Source organism: Paraburkholderia sp. RL17-347-BIC-D (genome assembly GCF_046027915.1).
Lineage (GTDB): Bacteria > Pseudomonadota > Gammaproteobacteria > Burkholderiales > Burkholderiaceae > Paraburkholderia.
In genome coordinates, this window is record NZ_JARESS010000020.1 from 88,076 (window position 1) to 103,965 (window position 15,890).

The 15,890-nt window shown below is 61.2% G+C and carries 15 protein-coding genes; 10 read left to right on the forward strand and 5 right to left on the reverse strand.

The annotated features are described in order from the left end of the window. Positions 1-196 precede the first annotated feature (196 nt). The 3 genes from P0D96_RS25290 to P0D96_RS25300 all read left to right on the forward strand — a co-directional run bounded on the left by P0D96_RS25290 (position 197) and on the right by P0D96_RS25300 (position 3,433). Positions 197-913: a glutathione S-transferase C-terminal domain-containing protein gene (locus P0D96_RS25290; protein ID WP_408316011.1), complete on the forward strand. Its 717-nt coding sequence runs from the start codon at positions 197-199 to the stop codon at positions 911-913. 131 nt (positions 914-1,044) lie between these two features. Then, positions 1,045-2,457: an NAD(P)-binding protein gene (locus P0D96_RS25295; protein WP_408316013.1), complete on the forward strand. Its 1,413-nt coding sequence runs from the start codon at positions 1,045-1,047 to the stop codon at positions 2,455-2,457. Between the two features lie 16 nt (positions 2,458-2,473). Continuing rightward, on the forward strand, positions 2,474-3,433 hold the full coding sequence (locus P0D96_RS25300) for an alpha/beta fold hydrolase (RefSeq protein ID WP_408316015.1): 960 nt from the start codon (positions 2,474-2,476) through the stop codon (positions 3,431-3,433). Between the two features lie 98 nt (positions 3,434-3,531). On the opposite strand, the gene P0D96_RS25305 is transcribed toward P0D96_RS25300, so the two are convergent. Further along, entirely contained in the window at positions 3,532-4,326 is a 795-nt protein-coding gene (locus P0D96_RS25305) for an SDR family NAD(P)-dependent oxidoreductase (protein WP_408287085.1), read from the reverse strand. A 106-nt stretch (positions 4,327-4,432) separates the two neighbouring features. Between P0D96_RS25305 and P0D96_RS25310 the strand changes: the two genes are divergently transcribed. Beyond that, entirely contained in the window at positions 4,433-4,963 is a 531-nt protein-coding gene (locus P0D96_RS25310) for a MarR family winged helix-turn-helix transcriptional regulator (protein ID WP_408178542.1), read from the forward strand. 45 nt (positions 4,964-5,008) lie between these two features. On the opposite strand, the gene P0D96_RS25315 is transcribed toward P0D96_RS25310, so the two are convergent. Beyond that, complete coding sequence (locus P0D96_RS25315) at positions 5,009-6,907, reverse strand: S9 family peptidase (protein WP_408316017.1); 1,899 nt, start codon at positions 6,905-6,907, stop codon at positions 5,009-5,011. Positions 6,908-7,267: 360 nt separating this feature from the next. Between P0D96_RS25315 and P0D96_RS25320 the strand changes: the two genes are divergently transcribed. From P0D96_RS25320 to P0D96_RS25345, 6 genes are all read left to right on the forward strand, one after another. Beyond that, on the forward strand, positions 7,268-8,374 hold the full coding sequence (locus tag P0D96_RS25320) for an ABC transporter ATP-binding protein (RefSeq protein ID WP_408287088.1): 1,107 nt from the start codon (positions 7,268-7,270) through the stop codon (positions 8,372-8,374). Further along, the gene (locus tag P0D96_RS25325) at positions 8,361-9,449 is read left to right on the forward strand and encodes an ABC transporter ATP-binding protein (protein WP_408178545.1); all 1,089 of its coding nucleotides are present in this window, start codon (positions 8,361-8,363) and stop codon (positions 9,447-9,449) included. Before P0D96_RS25320 ends, P0D96_RS25325 begins: the two co-directional genes overlap by 14 nt. Further along, entirely contained in the window at positions 9,446-10,342 is an 897-nt protein-coding gene (locus P0D96_RS25330; RefSeq protein ID WP_132383825.1) for a carbohydrate ABC transporter permease, read from the forward strand. The genes P0D96_RS25325 and P0D96_RS25330 overlap by 4 nt, the downstream gene beginning before the upstream one ends. Further along, on the forward strand, positions 10,332-11,141 hold the full coding sequence (locus P0D96_RS25335) for a carbohydrate ABC transporter permease (protein ID WP_132383827.1): 810 nt from the start codon (positions 10,332-10,334) through the stop codon (positions 11,139-11,141). Before P0D96_RS25330 ends, P0D96_RS25335 begins: the two co-directional genes overlap by 11 nt. Further along, entirely contained in the window at positions 11,141-11,422 is a 282-nt protein-coding gene (locus tag P0D96_RS25340; protein ID WP_132383829.1) for a DUF2160 domain-containing protein, read from the forward strand. Before P0D96_RS25335 ends, P0D96_RS25340 begins: the two co-directional genes overlap by 1 nt. A gap of 108 nt (positions 11,423-11,530) precedes the next feature. After that, the gene (locus P0D96_RS25345) at positions 11,531-13,273 is read left to right on the forward strand and encodes an ABC transporter substrate-binding protein (RefSeq protein ID WP_132383831.1); all 1,743 of its coding nucleotides are present in this window, start codon (positions 11,531-11,533) and stop codon (positions 13,271-13,273) included. A gap of 87 nt (positions 13,274-13,360) precedes the next feature. Here the strand turns inward: P0D96_RS25345 and P0D96_RS25350 are convergent, their stop codons facing one another. The 3 genes from P0D96_RS25350 to P0D96_RS25360 form a co-directional block, all read right to left on the reverse strand. Then, the gene (locus tag P0D96_RS25350; RefSeq protein WP_408178546.1) at positions 13,361-13,900 is read right to left on the reverse strand and encodes a cytochrome b; all 540 of its coding nucleotides are present in this window, start codon (positions 13,898-13,900) and stop codon (positions 13,361-13,363) included. Beyond that, positions 13,897-14,955, reverse strand: coding sequence for a catalase family peroxidase (locus tag P0D96_RS25355; RefSeq protein WP_408316020.1), 1,059 nt, complete (start codon positions 14,953-14,955; stop codon positions 13,897-13,899). The genes P0D96_RS25350 and P0D96_RS25355 overlap by 4 nt, the downstream gene beginning before the upstream one ends. Before the next feature lie 141 nt (positions 14,956-15,096). Further along, positions 15,097-15,573: a YybH family protein gene (locus P0D96_RS25360; protein ID WP_408287092.1), complete on the reverse strand. Its 477-nt coding sequence runs from the start codon at positions 15,571-15,573 to the stop codon at positions 15,097-15,099. Between the last annotated feature and the right edge of the window lie 317 nt (positions 15,574-15,890).

Below are 15,890 nucleotides of genomic sequence, written 5' to 3' on the forward strand. Positions count from 1 at the left end.
CGGGAGCTTGTGTACGGCGCCTCGAGAAAAAGCCGATCACGTCGATATCGTCTTCGCGCGCGCACGAGACGCACACGCCGATTACATGACGTTCAGCCGCGAGTCGAGTAAGCTTGGGAGCATCGTACCCGCTTACTTCCGCGCGCCGCAGTAGCGGCTTCCGCGTAGAGTGACGGCCCCTGGCGAGGAGCGCCTCATGCTGACGCTTTATTCGTATCCCGACCTGTTTGGCGTCGCCGACAACAATCCCTTCGGTCTCAAGGTATTCGCGTTCATGCGTCTGTGCGGGATGGATTTCGAGCATCGTCACATCCTCGACACGAGCCTTGCACCGCGCGGACAGTTGCCGTATCTGGTCGATGGCGAAGAAACGATTGGCGATAGCGACCGGATCATCGCGCATTTAAAGCGTCGATACGATCCAGGCATCGACCACGCGCTCTCGCCGGGGCAATTGAATCTCGACTTTCTGGTCCGGCGAACGCTCGACGACCTGTACTGGCCGATGAGCTTTTCACGCTGGCGCGACGACCGCTTCTGGCCGTCTTTCCGCGACGCCATTCTCGCAACGCACGCAGACGTGAGCGCGAGCGATCTCGAAGCCGCGCGCGAATACAACCGGTTGCGGTATCACTATCAAGGCATTGGCCGCTATGAGCCGGAGCAGGTCTATGCGAGAGGTATCGACGATCTGCGTGTCGTGGCGGATCTGCTCGGCGACGACGGATTTGTTTTTGGACCCGAGCCTGCCGCCGTCGACGCGGCGATCTATGGCTTTGTCGCCAACATCTACTTCTACGAGATCGACACGCCGCTGAAACAGTACGTGCTCTCGCGTCCCGCGCTCGTTCGTCATTGCGAGGCCATTCATGAGCGGATCAACATCGAGCTACGCGTGCGGGTATCCCCTTGAGGTGGGCGAATGGGCAACTCGGCAAAATGATCGATTGAGGTTTATTGATTCGCTGGAGCGCTTACATACGGCACCGACATGATTCATCGGCAATGCGTTGCCGCCGTAGAACGCATCGGGAGCGAGAGACAATGGACACTCAACCGATCGAAACCGACTACCTCGTCATCGGCGCGGGCGCGACTGCCATGGCCTTCGTCGACACGCTGCTCAGCGAGACCGATGCCCACGTGGTGATGGTTGACAGACACCATCGTCCCGGCGGTCACTGGAACGACGCCTATCCATTCGTCGGTCTGCACCAGCCGTCCGCCTTTTACGGCGTGAACTCGCGCGAGCTGAGCACCTGGACCAAAGACGAGACTGGCCTGAACATAGGCATGTACGAGTTGGCGAGCGGCGCGGAAGTGCTGAGCCATTTCGACCAGGTGATGCGGCAGCGCTTCTTGCCCTCGGGCCGCGTTCAATGGTTTCCAATGAGCGAATACAGCGCGGGCGTAGGCGGCACGCATCACTTCAAGTCGTTGATGAATGGCGACGAACGGCAAGTCGTTGCGCGCAGGAAACTCGTGAACGCCACTCATGCGCGGACAGAAGTGCCGTCGACGCATCCTCCCAAGTACACGGTTGCAGCAGACGTGAATTGCATTCCGTTGAACCGGCTACCCGACATACAAGGTCCGCATGCCTGCTATACGGTGGTCGGTTCCGGTAAAACCGGAATGGATGCCTGCCTCTGGCTGCTGCAAAACGGAGTGGCGCCGCCACGTATCCGCTGGATCATGCCGCGCGATGCGTGGCTGCTGGACCGCGCCAACACGCAGCCCGGTGCGGAGAATCTGGAGCGGACGATCGGCAGCACCATCGGTCAGTTCGAAGCCATTGCCGAGGCGACTTCGATCCCCGATCTATTTGCCAGGCTGGAGCAGCGCGGCCTGCTCGTGCGCATCGACAAGGCAGTCGAACCCAGCATGTACCGATGCGCCATCATTTCTCAAGCGGAATTGGAACAACTCCGGCGCATTGAAGACATTGTGCGTCTCGGTCATCTGCAATCGGTGCAGTCGACGCAGATCACGCTCGATGGAGGCTCGCTACCTGCCGATCCCGATACGCTCTACATCGACTGCTCCGCCCGCGCGATCCAGATGCCGCCCGCGCTGCCTATATTCGACGGCGACCAGATCAATCTGCTGATGGTGCGCTGGTGCCAACCGGTGTTCAGCGCCGCGCTGATCGCGTATGTCGAGAGCCATGTCGCGGATACGGCCGAGCAGAACGCGCTGTGCCGCCTCGTGCCCAGCCCCGAGCATCCGATAGACTGGCTACGCATGTGGGCGGTGACCCTTGCCAACATGACGAGCTGGCGGCAGAACGCGGGTTTGAACGCCTGGCTGTCGCAATGCCGGCTGAACAGCCAGAACGCGATCATGCGTGGCATGCGGCCCGACGACACCGCCAAGCTCGACTTGTTGCAGGAGAGCGGGGCCAAGGCCGCGGCGGCCGCCGCCAGGCTGCCAGCGTTGCTTGCTACTCTAAACTGACCTCATGGAGCAGACCTTGGACGAACTTCGCCTCGAGACGCTGCAGGTGGGCGCACTGCGCATGCGTGTAGCCAGCCAGGGCCGCGGCCCGCTTGTGCTGCTATGTCATGGCTTTCCGGAGTCCTGGTACTCCTGGCGACACCAGTTGGCGGCGCTCGCCGCCGCGGGGTTCCGTGCCGTCGCGCCGGATATGCGCGGCTATGGCGGCACCGATGCGCCGCCGGATGCGGACTCGTACACCATGCTGCATCTCGTCGGCGACATGGTCGAACTCGTCAACGTGTTGGGTGAGAGCGAGGCGGTGATCGTCGGCCATGATTGGGGTGCGCCGGTGGCCTGGAACGCGGCGATGATGCGGCCGGATCTGTTCCGTGCCGTTGTCGGCATGAGCGTGCCGTTTTATCCGCCTGCGCCGGAGGATTTGCTCAGTGCACTGGATCGTCAAGGAATACGAACATTCTATATGCAGTATTTTCAGACGCCCGGTGTGGCCGAGAGCGAGTTCGAGGCCGACCCCGAAGCCGCGATTCGACGGATCACGTTCAGCATGTCGGGCGATGGACCCGAGCGCGTTGTGGCAGGGATACTGGCGCCCGGTGCAGGTTTTCTCGACAGCACGGTTGACCCCGAGACGCTGCCAGGCTGGCTGACCAGCGAAGAGATCGCATACGTAGCGGGCGAGTTCGCGCGCACCGGCTTTAGAGGCGGACTGAACTGGTACCGCGGCATTCGACGCTCGTCGGAACTGATGGCCGCATGGCGAGGGGCCGTGATCCGGCAGCCTTCGATGTTCGTGGCGGGCGCGAGAGACGATGTTCTCAAGTTTCCGGGCTCGCAGGCTCGCATCGAGAATCTGACGCGCGTGCTGCCCGGATTGCGTGGTTCCCATATTCTCGATGGAGCGGGCCACTGGATTCAGCGCGAACGGTCGGCCGAAGTGAATGACCTGCTAGTTGCGTTCTTGAGAGGACTGTAAATCGGCATGGTCCCAGAGAATTGCTGCCGGGTTGGCCAGCGCCCTCGCAGCTGCGGCGAAAGACACTGGTCAGAAGCCCCTTGCGCTCTCGAAGACAATCAACCGATTCTGTAGCGCGGGGCCGGCTTGCCGACCTGCGTTGCGGCAAACAATGCCGAGCGCGCAGTGTCGTAGGTATCCCACAGGCTCGCGTCGGCCACTGATGGCCACGTGACGGTTTCGCCCTGATCGAATCCGGACAAAGCCGCATCGACCAGGTTCTCTGTCGTCATCACTGACTCTTTCTGCAGCGCCGAAAGTGGGATGCCGGATTCGTCCCAGATTTCGGTTGCGGTCGATGCCGGAAGGACGAGCTGCACCTTCACGCCAGTCTCCGCGAGTTCCTGCTGGAGTCCACGGCTGTATTGCAGAACGAACGCTTTGGTACCGCTATAGACGGCGCTGACGGGCATTGAGTGGATCGCCAGCACGGAAGCGATATTGACGATGACGCCCTCGTTTCGCGACACGAATGCCGGCACGGCGGCCTGCGTCAGCCGGGTGAGGGCCGTGATGTTGAGCGCGATCTGCGAGCGCGTGTCCTCCGCGGAGGATTGCCCGACCGGCCGCAGTCGCGCGAGACCTGCGTTGTTGATCAGAACGCGCACGGCCGGATCGGTGGCGAGAACTTTCTCGACCCGCGCCAGATCAGCGTCATTCGTCAGGTCCGCAACAATTGACTCGACCTTGGCACCGTGCGCTGCGGATACCTTCGCAGCGAGCGCTTCCAGGCGATCGGCGCGCCGTGCGACAAGGACGAGATCATAGCCGCGAGCGGCAAGGCGGTCGGCGTAGACAGCACCAATACCGGACGACGCTCCGGTGACAACAGCAACTTTCCGTGAACTGGTCATGTGTGACTCCATTAGTTTGGTACTCAACTATAATGATTGAGGGCTCAAGTATATAACCGGACGTCGCCCTCTTGTCAACAGTGCAGTACTCAACCATCCTATGCGTATGGGAAAGAAAATTGATTCACTGGCGAACCCAGACGATCTGGATCGGCCAGCTACTGATGAGCGGGATATCCTCGGCGAACTCGCGTGCACGAACACGGCGTTGCGGCGCGCCGCGCGCAGACTGGGCCAGTTATATGACGAGGCGCTGGCGCCGCTCGACCTCAAAGCCACCCAGATCGGCCTGATAGCGGAAATTGAACGCTTCTCCGCCAGCGGCAGTGAACAGGGACCGACCTTGCAGGACCTGGCGGCTCGGCTGGCCATCCAGATTTCGGCTCTAACGCATGCGCTAAGGCCGCTGGTGCGGGATGGACTGGTGGAATTGCGTCAGGACGCCGAAGACAGGCGGACAAAGCACGGCGTGCTTACCCGCCTTGGCAAGAAGCGCCTCTCGGAGGCATTGGTGCTGTGGGCTGAAGCGAATAATCGCGTGGAAGACGTGCTGGGCCGCGACTCGGCCGCAACGCTGCGGGCGCTCGCGGACGAGGTGGCGTCCGACGAGTTTCTCGCGTCCTATCACGGGGAATAGCTTCCCGGCCGGTGTCGACTACCGGCCGGTGCTGATCCTTCGGCGCTACGCCGCCGAGCGGCCGCCCAAGTGCTGCGCGAGGAAGGCTTCCATGGCTTCGTAGAACTCGAACTGATTCTCTTCGTTTCGGAAGCCGTGCCCTTCGTTGTCTTTGAGCATGTACTTGACGTCGATCCCACGCTCGCGCAGCGCGTGCACGATCTGGTCGCTTTCGGCTTGTTTGACTCGCGGATCGTTCGCACCTTGCGCGACAAACAGCGGCGTCACGATCCGCTCGGTAAAGAATAGCGGCGATGCATCGTGCAGCGCCTGCTTGCCCGTTTCGGTTTGCGGGTTGCCGATCATCTCGTACATCATGTCGAGCATCGGCTTCCAATACGGTGGCAACGATTCGAGTAGCGTGAACAGATTCGAGACGCCGACATAGTCGACCGCGGCCGCATAGCGATCGGGTGTGAATGCGACGCCGGCGAGCACGGCATAGCCGCCGTAGCTCGCGCCATAGATGCCCACGCGCGCGGGGTCGGCCAGACCTTGCGCGACGAGCCAGTCGATACCGTCGTCGATGTCGTTTTGCATCGACTTGCCCCATTGACCGAAGCTCGCCTCCCAGAACGTGCGTCCATAGCCCGTCGAGCCGCGGAAGTTCAGCTGCAAGACCGCATACCCGCGATTGGCGAGCAATTGCGCTTCGGAGTTGAAGCCCCACGAATCGCGCGCCCAAGGTCCGCCGTGCGGATTGACGATCAATGGGAGCGGGCTTTTCGGCTTTTGCCCGAGTTCGATGCCTGCCGGCAATGTCAAATATCCGTTGATCTGCAGACCGTCGCGCGCGACGAAGCGGATCGGTTCCATGCGCGCCATGTCCGCGGTGTCGAGCCAGGGCATGAGCTCAGTGAGCCTGGAAAGATGACGGCTGGCGATGTCGTATGTCCAGATCGAGCCCGGCGAAAGGTCGCTCGAAGCGTGCACGATCGCGCGCGACTCGTCGCGTGTGATGCTCGTGATTGCGATTTCCTGACCGGGCAACTGACGACCCAGGTCCTCGTGGATCGAGCGAGCCCATTCGTCGAAGAAGTGCCGATGCATGCGGTCATCGACATACCACGCGGCCGTCAACACGCGCCGGTGTTTTGAATAAGCCAGTCCGCTCACATCCACGTGTTCGGTTTCGAACAGCAGTTCGCCTTCCTGCGCGGTTTGCGGGTCGAACTCGAAGATGGCCGTCTTGTCCCGGCCTCGATTGGAGAGCACGTACAAACGCTGATCGTCGAAGGTGAAGAACAGCGGCGACACCGTTTCGCGAAAGTTCGTCGTCAGGATCGGGCGGAACGGTTCGGTCTCGGTATCGCGATAGAGCAGGGTCGTGTTGACGCCGTCGGAGGCGGTCGCGACGCGCAGGCACCCGGCGTGATCGGTCATCCAACCCATGATGTTGCCGGGGTTTTCAGCGATCAGGGTGAACGCGCCGGTGACGACGTCGACGCGGAACACGTCGAACACCTGCGGATCGCGCCGGTTCATCTGAATCAGGATATGGCGGTCATCGTCCCTGAGATCGTCGACGATGCTCGCTTTGACGCCGTCGAACGGGGTCAGGTCGACCGGCTCGCCGCCGTGGATCGGCACCGACAACACGTGAAAGTTTTCGTCGCCGCCAAAGTCCTTGACGAACAGAATGCGGTCGTTGCCTTTCCAGGCGTGCCCCGGCACGTCGCGTTCGGATTCGTTGGTCAGCGCCTGCGCATCCCCAAGCGGCGAGCCATCGAGGCCGATTTCCTGAACGAAGATGTTCTGACGGCCCGCGTGCCGAGTCAGAAACGAGAGATGTCGGCCGTCCGGCGAAATCGTGAACTGGTGTTTCTCGGGCCTGCGGAAAAAGTCGCGTACTGAATAGAGCTTGATGGTCCGGTCACCAGCTTCCTGATCGTTGACGGCACTCATGCATGTCTCCCCAAAAGCCCCATTTGACCATGCGCATCAAACCTGCGTCTTATTCGCGCGGCGCAAGCAGGCAATCCGTCAGACTGATTGCCATTCTGTTACGCTGACACCCAGATTACGATTGGTGTGAAATAAAATATTCAACGAAAGCCATCGTTCTCGATACGGTAAACGCCAGCGAACTTCATTGTCGACCGATTGTATGGTTAACACCGATTTAAACGTAAACGAACAAAAAGGAACATCGAATCTGTTGTTTTGATTTCCTTTCAGAAAAAGGGGCGCGCTTTGCCGTTCGCCCCAAGACGTACAAAAAGGCACCCGCAGCACCGGAGACGCACTAGAACAAAGGAGAGCGATTTGGTCTTGGAACTGGAGCGGGTGACAGTCGTTTCGGGCGCTCAGACGCACCTGTACGGCGTCGATCTGCGGCTTGTCCCCGGCGCGATCAACGTGTTGCTTGGACCGACGCAAGCAGGCAAGACCACCCTGATGCGCGTGATGGCCGGACTCGACCGCCCGGCTTCGGGCCGGGTGTTGGCCGACGGCAACGACGTGACCGGCGTCAGCGTCAGGCAGCGCAACCTTGCAATGGTCTATCAGCAGTTCATCAACTATCCGGCCATGACGGTGTTCGACAACATTGCGTCGCCGCTGAAGCTGCAAAAGACGGCCGCCGACGAAGTCAAAAGACGCGTCCACGAAGTCGCCGCCAAACTCCATATCGATCACCTGCTGCAACGGCGCCCGGGCGAACTGTCCGGCGGCCAGCAGCAGCGTTGCGCGCTGGCGCGGGCGCTGGTCAAGCGCTCGTCGCTGGTGTTGCTGGACGAACCGCTCGTCAATCTCGACTACAAGCTGCGCGAGGAATTGCGCGTCGAACTGGCGACGTTGTTCGCGGACGGCAAAACCACCGTCGTCTACGCGACGACCGAACCGCTCGAAGCGCTGCTGCTCGGCGGCTACACGGCGATCGTCGACAAGGGGCGCGTGCTGCAGCACGGCCCGACGCTCGATGTGTACAACGCGCCCGCCAATATCGACGTCGCGGCCGTCTTCAACGACCCGCCGATGAACATGCTCGCCAGCGATCTCACCCCCGAGGGCACCGCGCGCCTGCCGATCGGCATCGACGTGCCGCTCGGTCGGGCCAGCGCGCGCGCTGTCAGCGCGAACGAAACGTTCCGCATCGGCGTGCGGCCCGGCCATCTGCGACTCGCGCCTCGGACGCAGCGCTCCGTTGCCGTGCCATGCCGGCTCGAACTGGCCGAATTGAGCGGCTCTGAAACCTACCTGCATCTGCACACTCGGCAAGGCGGCATCGATCTGGTCGCGCAACTGCAAGGGGTGCATCAGATCGATCTCGGTACGGAACTCGACGTGTACATCGACCCCGACGAACTGTTTGTGTTCGGCGCGGACACGACGCTGGTGTCTGGCCCGGAGGCCGCTCATGGCGCGCATTGAGTTCCAGAATCTCGCGCACGCTTACGCCCCCAACCCCGCCACGCTCGACGACTACGCGTTGCAACCGATGAGCATGGTCTGGGAAGACGGCGGCGCGTATGCGTTGCTCGGGCCGTCGGGTTGCGGCAAGTCCACGCTGTTGAACATCGTATCCGGGCTCGTGACGCCGTCGGAAGGGAAGGTGTTGTTCGACGGAAGCGACATCACAGCGAAGAGCCCGCGCGAGCGCAACATCGCGCAAGTGTTCCAGTTCCCGGTGATCTACGACACGATGAGCGTGTTCGACAACCTCGCGTTCCCGCTGCGCAACCGGAAAATGTCGGCACGCGACGTGAAACAGCGCGTTCACGAAGTTGCGGAAATTCTCGACATGACGCGTGAATTGCCGCGCAAGGCGAACAATCTGTCGGCGGATGCGAAGCAGAAAATCTCGCTGGGACGCGGCCTCGTGCGCAAGGACGTCGCCGCGATCCTGTTTGATGAACCGCTGACCGTCATCGATCCGCATATGAAGTGGATCCTCCGTCGCCAGTTGAAGAAGATTCATCAGCAACTGAAGCTGACGCTGATCTACGTGACGCACGATCAGGTCGAGGCGCTGACCTTCGCGGATGAAGTCGTGGTGATGACGAACGGCCGCGTTGTGCAGAAGGGTGATCCGGGTGCGTTGTTTTTGCGACCCGATCATGCGTTCGTCGGCTACTTCATCGGCAGTCCGGGGATGAATCTCTGCCCGATCGAGCTGAACTCCGACGGCATCAAGATCGGCACGCAGCACTTGCGACTCGACCCGCCCACGCTCGAAACGCTGAAGCACGCCAACGGCACGCTGACGCTCGGCATTCGCCCAGAGTTCGTGCGTGTGGTGAGCGATGGTGAACCCGGTGCGGTGAAAGCACACCTGCTGCGTGTACAGCAACTCGGCAATTACCAACTGGTCACCGCGCAATGCGATGGCCACGTCTTCAGGGCCAAGGTCGAACCGCAACTACGCGTCGAGGAAGGAGCGGTCTGGTTGAAGCTCGCCACAGCGGAAACCGTGTTCTTCAGCAACGATGAAAGGATCGCGCGATGAACAAGCCCGTCAACCAGAAGGCTTGGCTGCTGGTCGTACCGGTGTTCATCTGCGTCGCGTTTTCCGCCATCTTGCCGCTCATGACGGTGGTCAACTATTCGGTGCAGGACATCATCAGCCCGACGCAGCATGTGTTCGTCGGCACCGAATGGTTTCGCGCAATCATCAACGACGACGACCTGCGCGGCGCACTCGGACGGCAGATTATCTTCTCCGCCTGCGTGCTGCTGTTCGAGATCCCGCTCGGCGTCGGCCTTGCACTGGCGATGCCCGCATCCGGCTGGCGCGCGTCGGCGTCGCTGGTCGTGCTGGCCATGCCGCTGCTGATTCCGTGGAATGTGGTCGGCACGATCTGGCAGATTTTCGGGCGGCCGGATATCGGTCTACTCGGTTATGCCCTCAATCACGCGGGCATCGAATATAACTACACGGCCAGTCCGGGCGCCGCGTGGATCACGGTGCTCGTAATGGACATCTGGCATTGGACACCGCTCGTCGCGCTGCTCTGTTATGCAGGCTTGCGCGCGATTCCAGACGCGTTCTATCAGGCCGCCGAAATCGACGGCGCAAGCCGCTTCGCCGTATTCCGCTATATCGAGCTGCCGAAGATGCGCGGCGTGTTGATGATCGCCGTGCTGCTGCGCTTCATGGACAGCTTCATGATCTATACCGAGCCGTTCGTGCTGACGGGCGGCGGCCCAGGCGATTCGACCACGTTCCTGTCGCAGTACCTGACGCAAAAAGCGGTCGGCCAATTCGACCTCGGCCCGGCGGCGGCGTTTTCGCTGATCTACTTCCTGATCATCCTGTTGTTGTGTTTCATTCTCTATAACTGGATGGAGCGCGTGGGTAAAGGCGGCCCGGCAACCACGGGAGACGACTATGCGCAATAACCGCTGGATGCGCGTCGTCGTGCTGACGGTGTACATCCTGTTCGCGCTGATTCCGCTCTACTGGATGCTGTCGATCTCGCTGCGCACGAACGAAGAGACGATGTCGGCGTTTGCGATCTGGCCGCATCACGTGACGCTCGATAACTACAAGGTCATCTTCACCGATTCGTCCTGGTACTGGGGCTATATCAACTCGATCATCTACGTGCTGATGAACACGGTGATGTCGGTGCTGGTCGCGTTGCCCGCCGCGTACGCGTTCTCGCGCTATCGGTTTCTCGGCGACAAGCACATGTTCTTCTGGCTGCTCACCAACCGGATGACGCCGCCCGCGGTGTTCCTGCTGCCGTTCTTCCAGCTGTATTCGAGCGTGGGTTTGATGGACACGTATATCGCGGTCGCGCTCGCGCACATGCTGTTCAACGTGCCGCTCGCGGTGTGGATTCTCGAAGGTTTCATGTCGGGCGTGCCGCGCGAAATCGACGAAACCGCCTACATCGACGGCTATACGTTCCCGGCCTTCTTCATCAAGATTTTCCTGCCGCTGATCAAGTCGGGAGTGGGCGTGACCGCGTTCTTCTGCTTCATGTTCAGCTGGGTCGAACTCCTGCTCGCGCGTACGCTCACCACCGTCAACGCCAAGCCGATTGCCGCCGTGATGACGCGCACGGTATCGGCGGCGGGGATGGATTGGGGCGTGCTGTCGGCGGCGGGCGTGCTGACCATCGTGCCCGGCGCGCTCGTCATCTATTTCGTGCGGAACTACATCGCGAAGGGCTTTGCGATGGGGAGAGTCTGATGCTGACGTGGATGTATTGGACACCGGAAGTGGCGGTCTTTTTCGGCTGCGTCGTGGTGATGCTGGCGGGTATGACTGTGTGGGAAATCCGCTCGCCCACGGTCGAACGCAAAGGCTTTCTGCCGATCGGCACCACGCGTGGCGACCGGCTCTTTATCGGACTGCTGATTGCGGCGTACATCAATCTCGCGTGGATCGGCATCAGCGCGGAACGCGCGAGCGCGTGGCCCGGTTTCGCGGCATCGATGCTCGTGCTGCTGATCGTTATGTGGAAAGGATGAACAGCGTTGCGTCCTGAAGGTTTGCGTATCTGGACAGACCGGTTCCGTTGATGCCCCGGGCGGACCTCGGCAGTTGATCCAAGGGGTGCGGAGACACAGGAGAAAGCCATGCAACAGAGGAGACGAATCGTCACGCTCGCCGTGGCAGGGGTCGTCGCGACTGGCTTGACGAGCCACGCAGCGATCGCCGGCACGCCCGAAGCGCAGAAGTGGGTCGACAGCGAGTTCCAGCCGAGCACGCTGTCGAAGCAGCAGCAGATGGACGAGATGAAGTGGTTCATCGACACCGCTGCGACGCTGAAATCGGCTGGCGTCAAAGAGGTGCACGTGGTGTCCGAAACACTCGACACGCACATGTATGAATCGAAAACGCTCGCCAAAGCGTTCACCGAAATCACCGGCATTTCCGTCAAGCACGACATCATCCAGGAAGGCGACGTCGTCGAAAAACTGCAGACCTCGATGCAATCCGGTCAGAGCATTTACGACGGCTGGATTTCCGATTCCGATCTGATCGGCACGCATTACCGCTATGGCGTGATCATGCCGCTGTCCGACTATATGGCCGGCGAAGGCAAGCAGTACACGAACCCCGGTCTCGACATCAAGGACTTTATCGGCACCAGTTTCACGACCGCGCCGGACAAGAAGCTCTATCAGTTGCCCGACCAGCAGTTCGCCAATCTTTATTGGTTCCGCGCCGACTGGTTCGCGCGCAAGGATCTGCAGGACAAGTTCAAGGCGAAGTACGGATACGATCTCGGCGTGCCGGTGAACTGGTCCGCGTATGAAGACATTGCCGAATTCTTCACGAACGACGTCAAGAACATTGACGGCGAAAAAGTCTATGGGCACATGGACTACGGCAAGAAAGACCCGTCGTTGGGATGGCGCTTTACCGATGCGTGGCTGTCGATGGCGGGCGAAGCCGACAAGGGCATTCCGAACGGCATGCCGGTCGACGAATGGGGCGTGCGTGTCACGCCGGACGGCTGCCATGCGGTGGGCGCGTCGGTCTCGCGCGGCGGCGGCACGAATAGTCCAGCCGCGGTGTTCGCGACCACCAAATACATCGACTGGCTGAAGAAGTTCGCGCCGCCCGAAGCCTCGGGGATGACGTTCAACGAAGCGGGACCGGTACCGGCGCAAGGCAAGATCGCCCAGCAGATCTTCTGGTACAGCGCATTTACCGCTTCGATGCTGAAACCCGGCAACGTGACCAACGCGGACGGCACGCCGAAGTGGCGGATGGCGCCATCGCCGCACGGTCCGTACTGGAAGGACGGCATGCAGAACGGCTACCAGGACGTCGGTTCGTGGACCTTCTTCAAGTCGACGCCGCCGAACCAGCGTGCCGCCGCGTGGTTATACGCGCAGTTCGTCACGTCCAAAACCGTCTCGCTGAAGAAGTCGATTACCGGTCTCACGTTCATCCGCGATTCCGATATTCATAGCGACTACTTTACGAAGAACGCGGACAAGTACGGCGGACTGATCGAGTTCTATAGAAGTCCGGCGCGCGTCGCCTGGACGCCGACCGGCAACAATGTGCCCGATTATCCGAAGATGGCACAACTGTGGTGGAAGAACGTCGCGACGGCCGTCGCCGGCGAAAAGACGCCGCAAGCCGCAATGGACAATCTGGCGAAGGAAATGGACCAGGTGCTGGCCCGTTTGCAGCGCGCGGGGATGAAGGTTTGCGCGCCGGAGTTGAATCCGGAAAGCGATCCGGCGAAATGGCTGTCGGATCAGCACGCACCGTGGAAGAAGCTGGCGAACGAGAAGCCGAAAGGCGAGACAGTCAAGTACGACCAACTGCTGACTGCGTGGAAACAGGGGAAGGTGCGGTAAAGGTGGCGATGCGGTAACACGAGAGGGTTTGATGCGGGCGGCCTGTTCAGGTCGCCCGCATCGTTTCAATCTTTGGAGGCGTACATCTCACCGTTTCGACCAGGGCGCCATCGCTTCGAACACACCGTCACGTCTCACTAGCGCATGCAGAAGCGCCGCCGCCAGGTGCAGCACGATCAGCGCGAAGAAGCACAGCGCGAGCGTCCTATGCGCGTTCCACAGCAGCGTGTGCAAACCGTTGCTATGCGGCAGGATGGACGGCAAATGCATTCCGAACACCACGACCGGATAATCCGCGGCCGACAGCATGCCCCAGCCGATCAGCGGAAGCCCGATCATCAGTAAGTAGAACGCGAGGTGGGACAGGCGCGCGGCGAGTTTCATCGGTTCCGGCATCGACGCTGGCAGCGGCGGGGCGCCCCGAGTTAACCTCACCACCAGCCGAATCAGCGCCAGCACGAGAATCACGATGCCCAGCGGCTTGTGGATGGACACCAGAGAAAGATAATCCGGGCGAACAGTGGACACCATCCCGACGCCGATGAACAGCATCGCCAGAATGCAAATCGCCATGAGCCAGTGAAGCGCGCGTTGCAGCGGTGTGAAGCGATCGTGAATCGGGCTCATGGCGTGGCTCCTCCCGGATGGCGCGGATAGTCCTTATCCTCGGCGGTCCGCCGGTTGAACGATACGGAATAGGCGGCTGAGCGCGCGGCCGGAAACGGATCGTCCGAGACGTGCATGCCCGACGGCAGGACGGTGGGATCGAAGTTGAGATCGCGACACGGCCCGTTGGCCTCGGGCTCGATGGCGTTGACCACCAGCGTCCCCGCGTCTACCTTGCGCCGATCTTCCGGCCAGGCTTTGCTGGGGTCAGCGGTCGGGTCGCCGGGATTGGCGACGGTGACGACCAAAGTCCAGCGTTGCGGCGCGCTTTGCACCCGCTGCGTGATATCCGCGGCGAGGAAGTCGGCGCCTTTCGCCTTCAACTGGTCAGGCGATACCGCTTCAGGCTGCGCGGTGGGCACGAAGGACCAGCGCACGGCCTGGTCTTCTCCCGCAGCATTGGTGAAGATGAAGCTATTGAGGCTGTTGTACCGGTCCTGCGCGTACGAGGCCGTCCATGGCGCGCTGCCGGCCCACCCGACAAACGTGCCGAACTCCGGGTGCGCGGCGATAAAATTCTTCATGGCGTTCGGATCGCTCTCGTTGGCCGAGGCCTGAAGCAGACCGTAGAACGCCTGCGGCGTGGCGACCGGGAAGAAGGGAGCGTCGATCGTCGCCGTGCGCCACTCGCTTCCATTCGGCGCGACGATGCGCAGGCTGAGGCCCCGCACCCGGACCGTGGCGTCCGGCGCTTTGGGATCCGCCGTAGCGAGGTTGAAACGTCCCGTGACCGGGTACGAGCCAGGCGCGAACATCGGCGCCTTGGACAGGGCCGCAGCTCCGCCATTCGATTCGAAGCTGCCAGTAAAGCAGATGCCCTTGGCGTGATTGCGCCGGAAGCCGAGCGCTGCGCCGCCCGGCGGCGCCAGACCGTTGACGATCTTCGCCGGCGTCAGGCGCCCCGGCGAGAGCCAGCCGGCCGTAAAGGCGAAGGCCGCGACCAGCGCGATCACGACGATTGCAATCAGGACCAGCGAACGGAATGTGGAGGCGTTGGAAGTCGGTCTGTCGGCCATCGAACTCTCCCGAGCAATGATTCGGCTGAGTAGAAATCTAGCAGGGTGGGGGCAATAGTGCCATTGGTTGGTGGAGTGTGCTTGGTTGGCGGAGGGCGGGGTTCGGTCGGCACCCGGTTGGCGCGTGCAGCAACCGAGCGCTCACCGAAGAACACTATTCGGCGTCGTGCTGAACGACATGAACCGCGCGATGGACCACCTGCCATCCGGTTGCCGCTTAAAAATATCCATCCCTGCCTCGTGCGTCACGCTTTGCTCAGCACCCTTGCGTGCTGTCAGCGTCCAGAACAGCCGCACTACGGCGATATCCCCGGAAACGATGATCTCGCGGATGTCCGGGCTATCGTAGTGAAGAGTCAACTCAGGCTTCGCCAGCAGCGCGGCGAGCTTCGTGCAGAGCGTATCCCGGTTACCATCGAGCACTTCAGGGACGGTTGAAACCAGGTCAGGCGCGAACACATCGCAGACGCCCGCTGCATTGCGGGCGTTGAATGCCTCTGCCCAGCCTCGCAGCCGTTCCGTGATGGCGGCCTTGTCGGAACCTGCGTCAGCGCGAGCCGGAGTCGCCATGACAACGCCCGCTAATACCGCGGTAATCGTAAGCAGCCGTCTGATCATCGGAATTCTCCAAACCGACAGAATCCGCTTCCACTCAAAAAATAACAACCATCCCCTCAAGAACTGCAGCGCATTGCCGATATTGCGAGAAGAGCGCCTACGGTTTGAATGTTCCGCTGTCCCGGCCGGACAGGTGTATGCTGGCCAGTCCGCAAAAAAATGGCATCTAATTAGCCGCATTCAAAAGTGACCCAATAGCAGGACCGCGTCGCCGGCGTCATTGCTGGGAAAATTGAATGTGGTACTCAAGTCATCTTCGTACGACGGAGACACTGTGATTCGACATTGCCTCGGGGGTTTGCTACTGGCGCTAAGCT

Excerpts from the sequence above, each read along its gene's own strand:
- P0D96_RS25360 (WP_408287092.1), bottom strand. The coding sequence starts at position 15,573 with ATGATCAGACGGCTGCTTACGATTACCGCGGTATTAGCGGGCGTTGTC.
- P0D96_RS25345 (WP_132383831.1), top strand. The coding sequence starts at position 11,531 with ATGCAACAGAGGAGACGAATCGTCACGCTCGCCGTGGCAGGGGTCGTC.
- P0D96_RS25295 (WP_408316013.1), top strand. The coding sequence starts at position 1,045 with ATGGACACTCAACCGATCGAAACCGACTACCTCGTCATCGGCGCGGGC.
- P0D96_RS25290 (WP_408316011.1), top strand. The coding sequence starts at position 197 with ATGCTGACGCTTTATTCGTATCCCGACCTGTTTGGCGTCGCCGACAAC.
- P0D96_RS25325 (WP_408178545.1), top strand. The coding sequence starts at position 8,361 with ATGGCGCGCATTGAGTTCCAGAATCTCGCGCACGCTTACGCCCCCAAC.
- P0D96_RS25340 (WP_132383829.1), top strand. The coding sequence starts at position 11,141 with ATGCTGACGTGGATGTATTGGACACCGGAAGTGGCGGTCTTTTTCGGC.
- P0D96_RS25335 (WP_132383827.1), top strand. The coding sequence starts at position 10,332 with ATGCGCAATAACCGCTGGATGCGCGTCGTCGTGCTGACGGTGTACATC.
- P0D96_RS25355 (WP_408316020.1), bottom strand. The coding sequence starts at position 14,955 with ATGGCCGACAGACCGACTTCCAACGCCTCCACATTCCGTTCGCTGGTC.
- P0D96_RS25310 (WP_408178542.1), top strand. The coding sequence starts at position 4,433 with ATGGGAAAGAAAATTGATTCACTGGCGAACCCAGACGATCTGGATCGG.
- P0D96_RS25330 (WP_132383825.1), top strand. The coding sequence starts at position 9,446 with ATGAACAAGCCCGTCAACCAGAAGGCTTGGCTGCTGGTCGTACCGGTG.
- P0D96_RS25315 (WP_408316017.1), bottom strand. The coding sequence starts at position 6,907 with ATGAGTGCCGTCAACGATCAGGAAGCTGGTGACCGGACCATCAAGCTC.
- P0D96_RS25305 (WP_408287085.1), bottom strand. The coding sequence starts at position 4,326 with ATGACCAGTTCACGGAAAGTTGCTGTTGTCACCGGAGCGTCGTCCGGT.
- P0D96_RS25350 (WP_408178546.1), bottom strand. The coding sequence starts at position 13,900 with ATGAGCCCGATTCACGATCGCTTCACACCGCTGCAACGCGCGCTTCAC.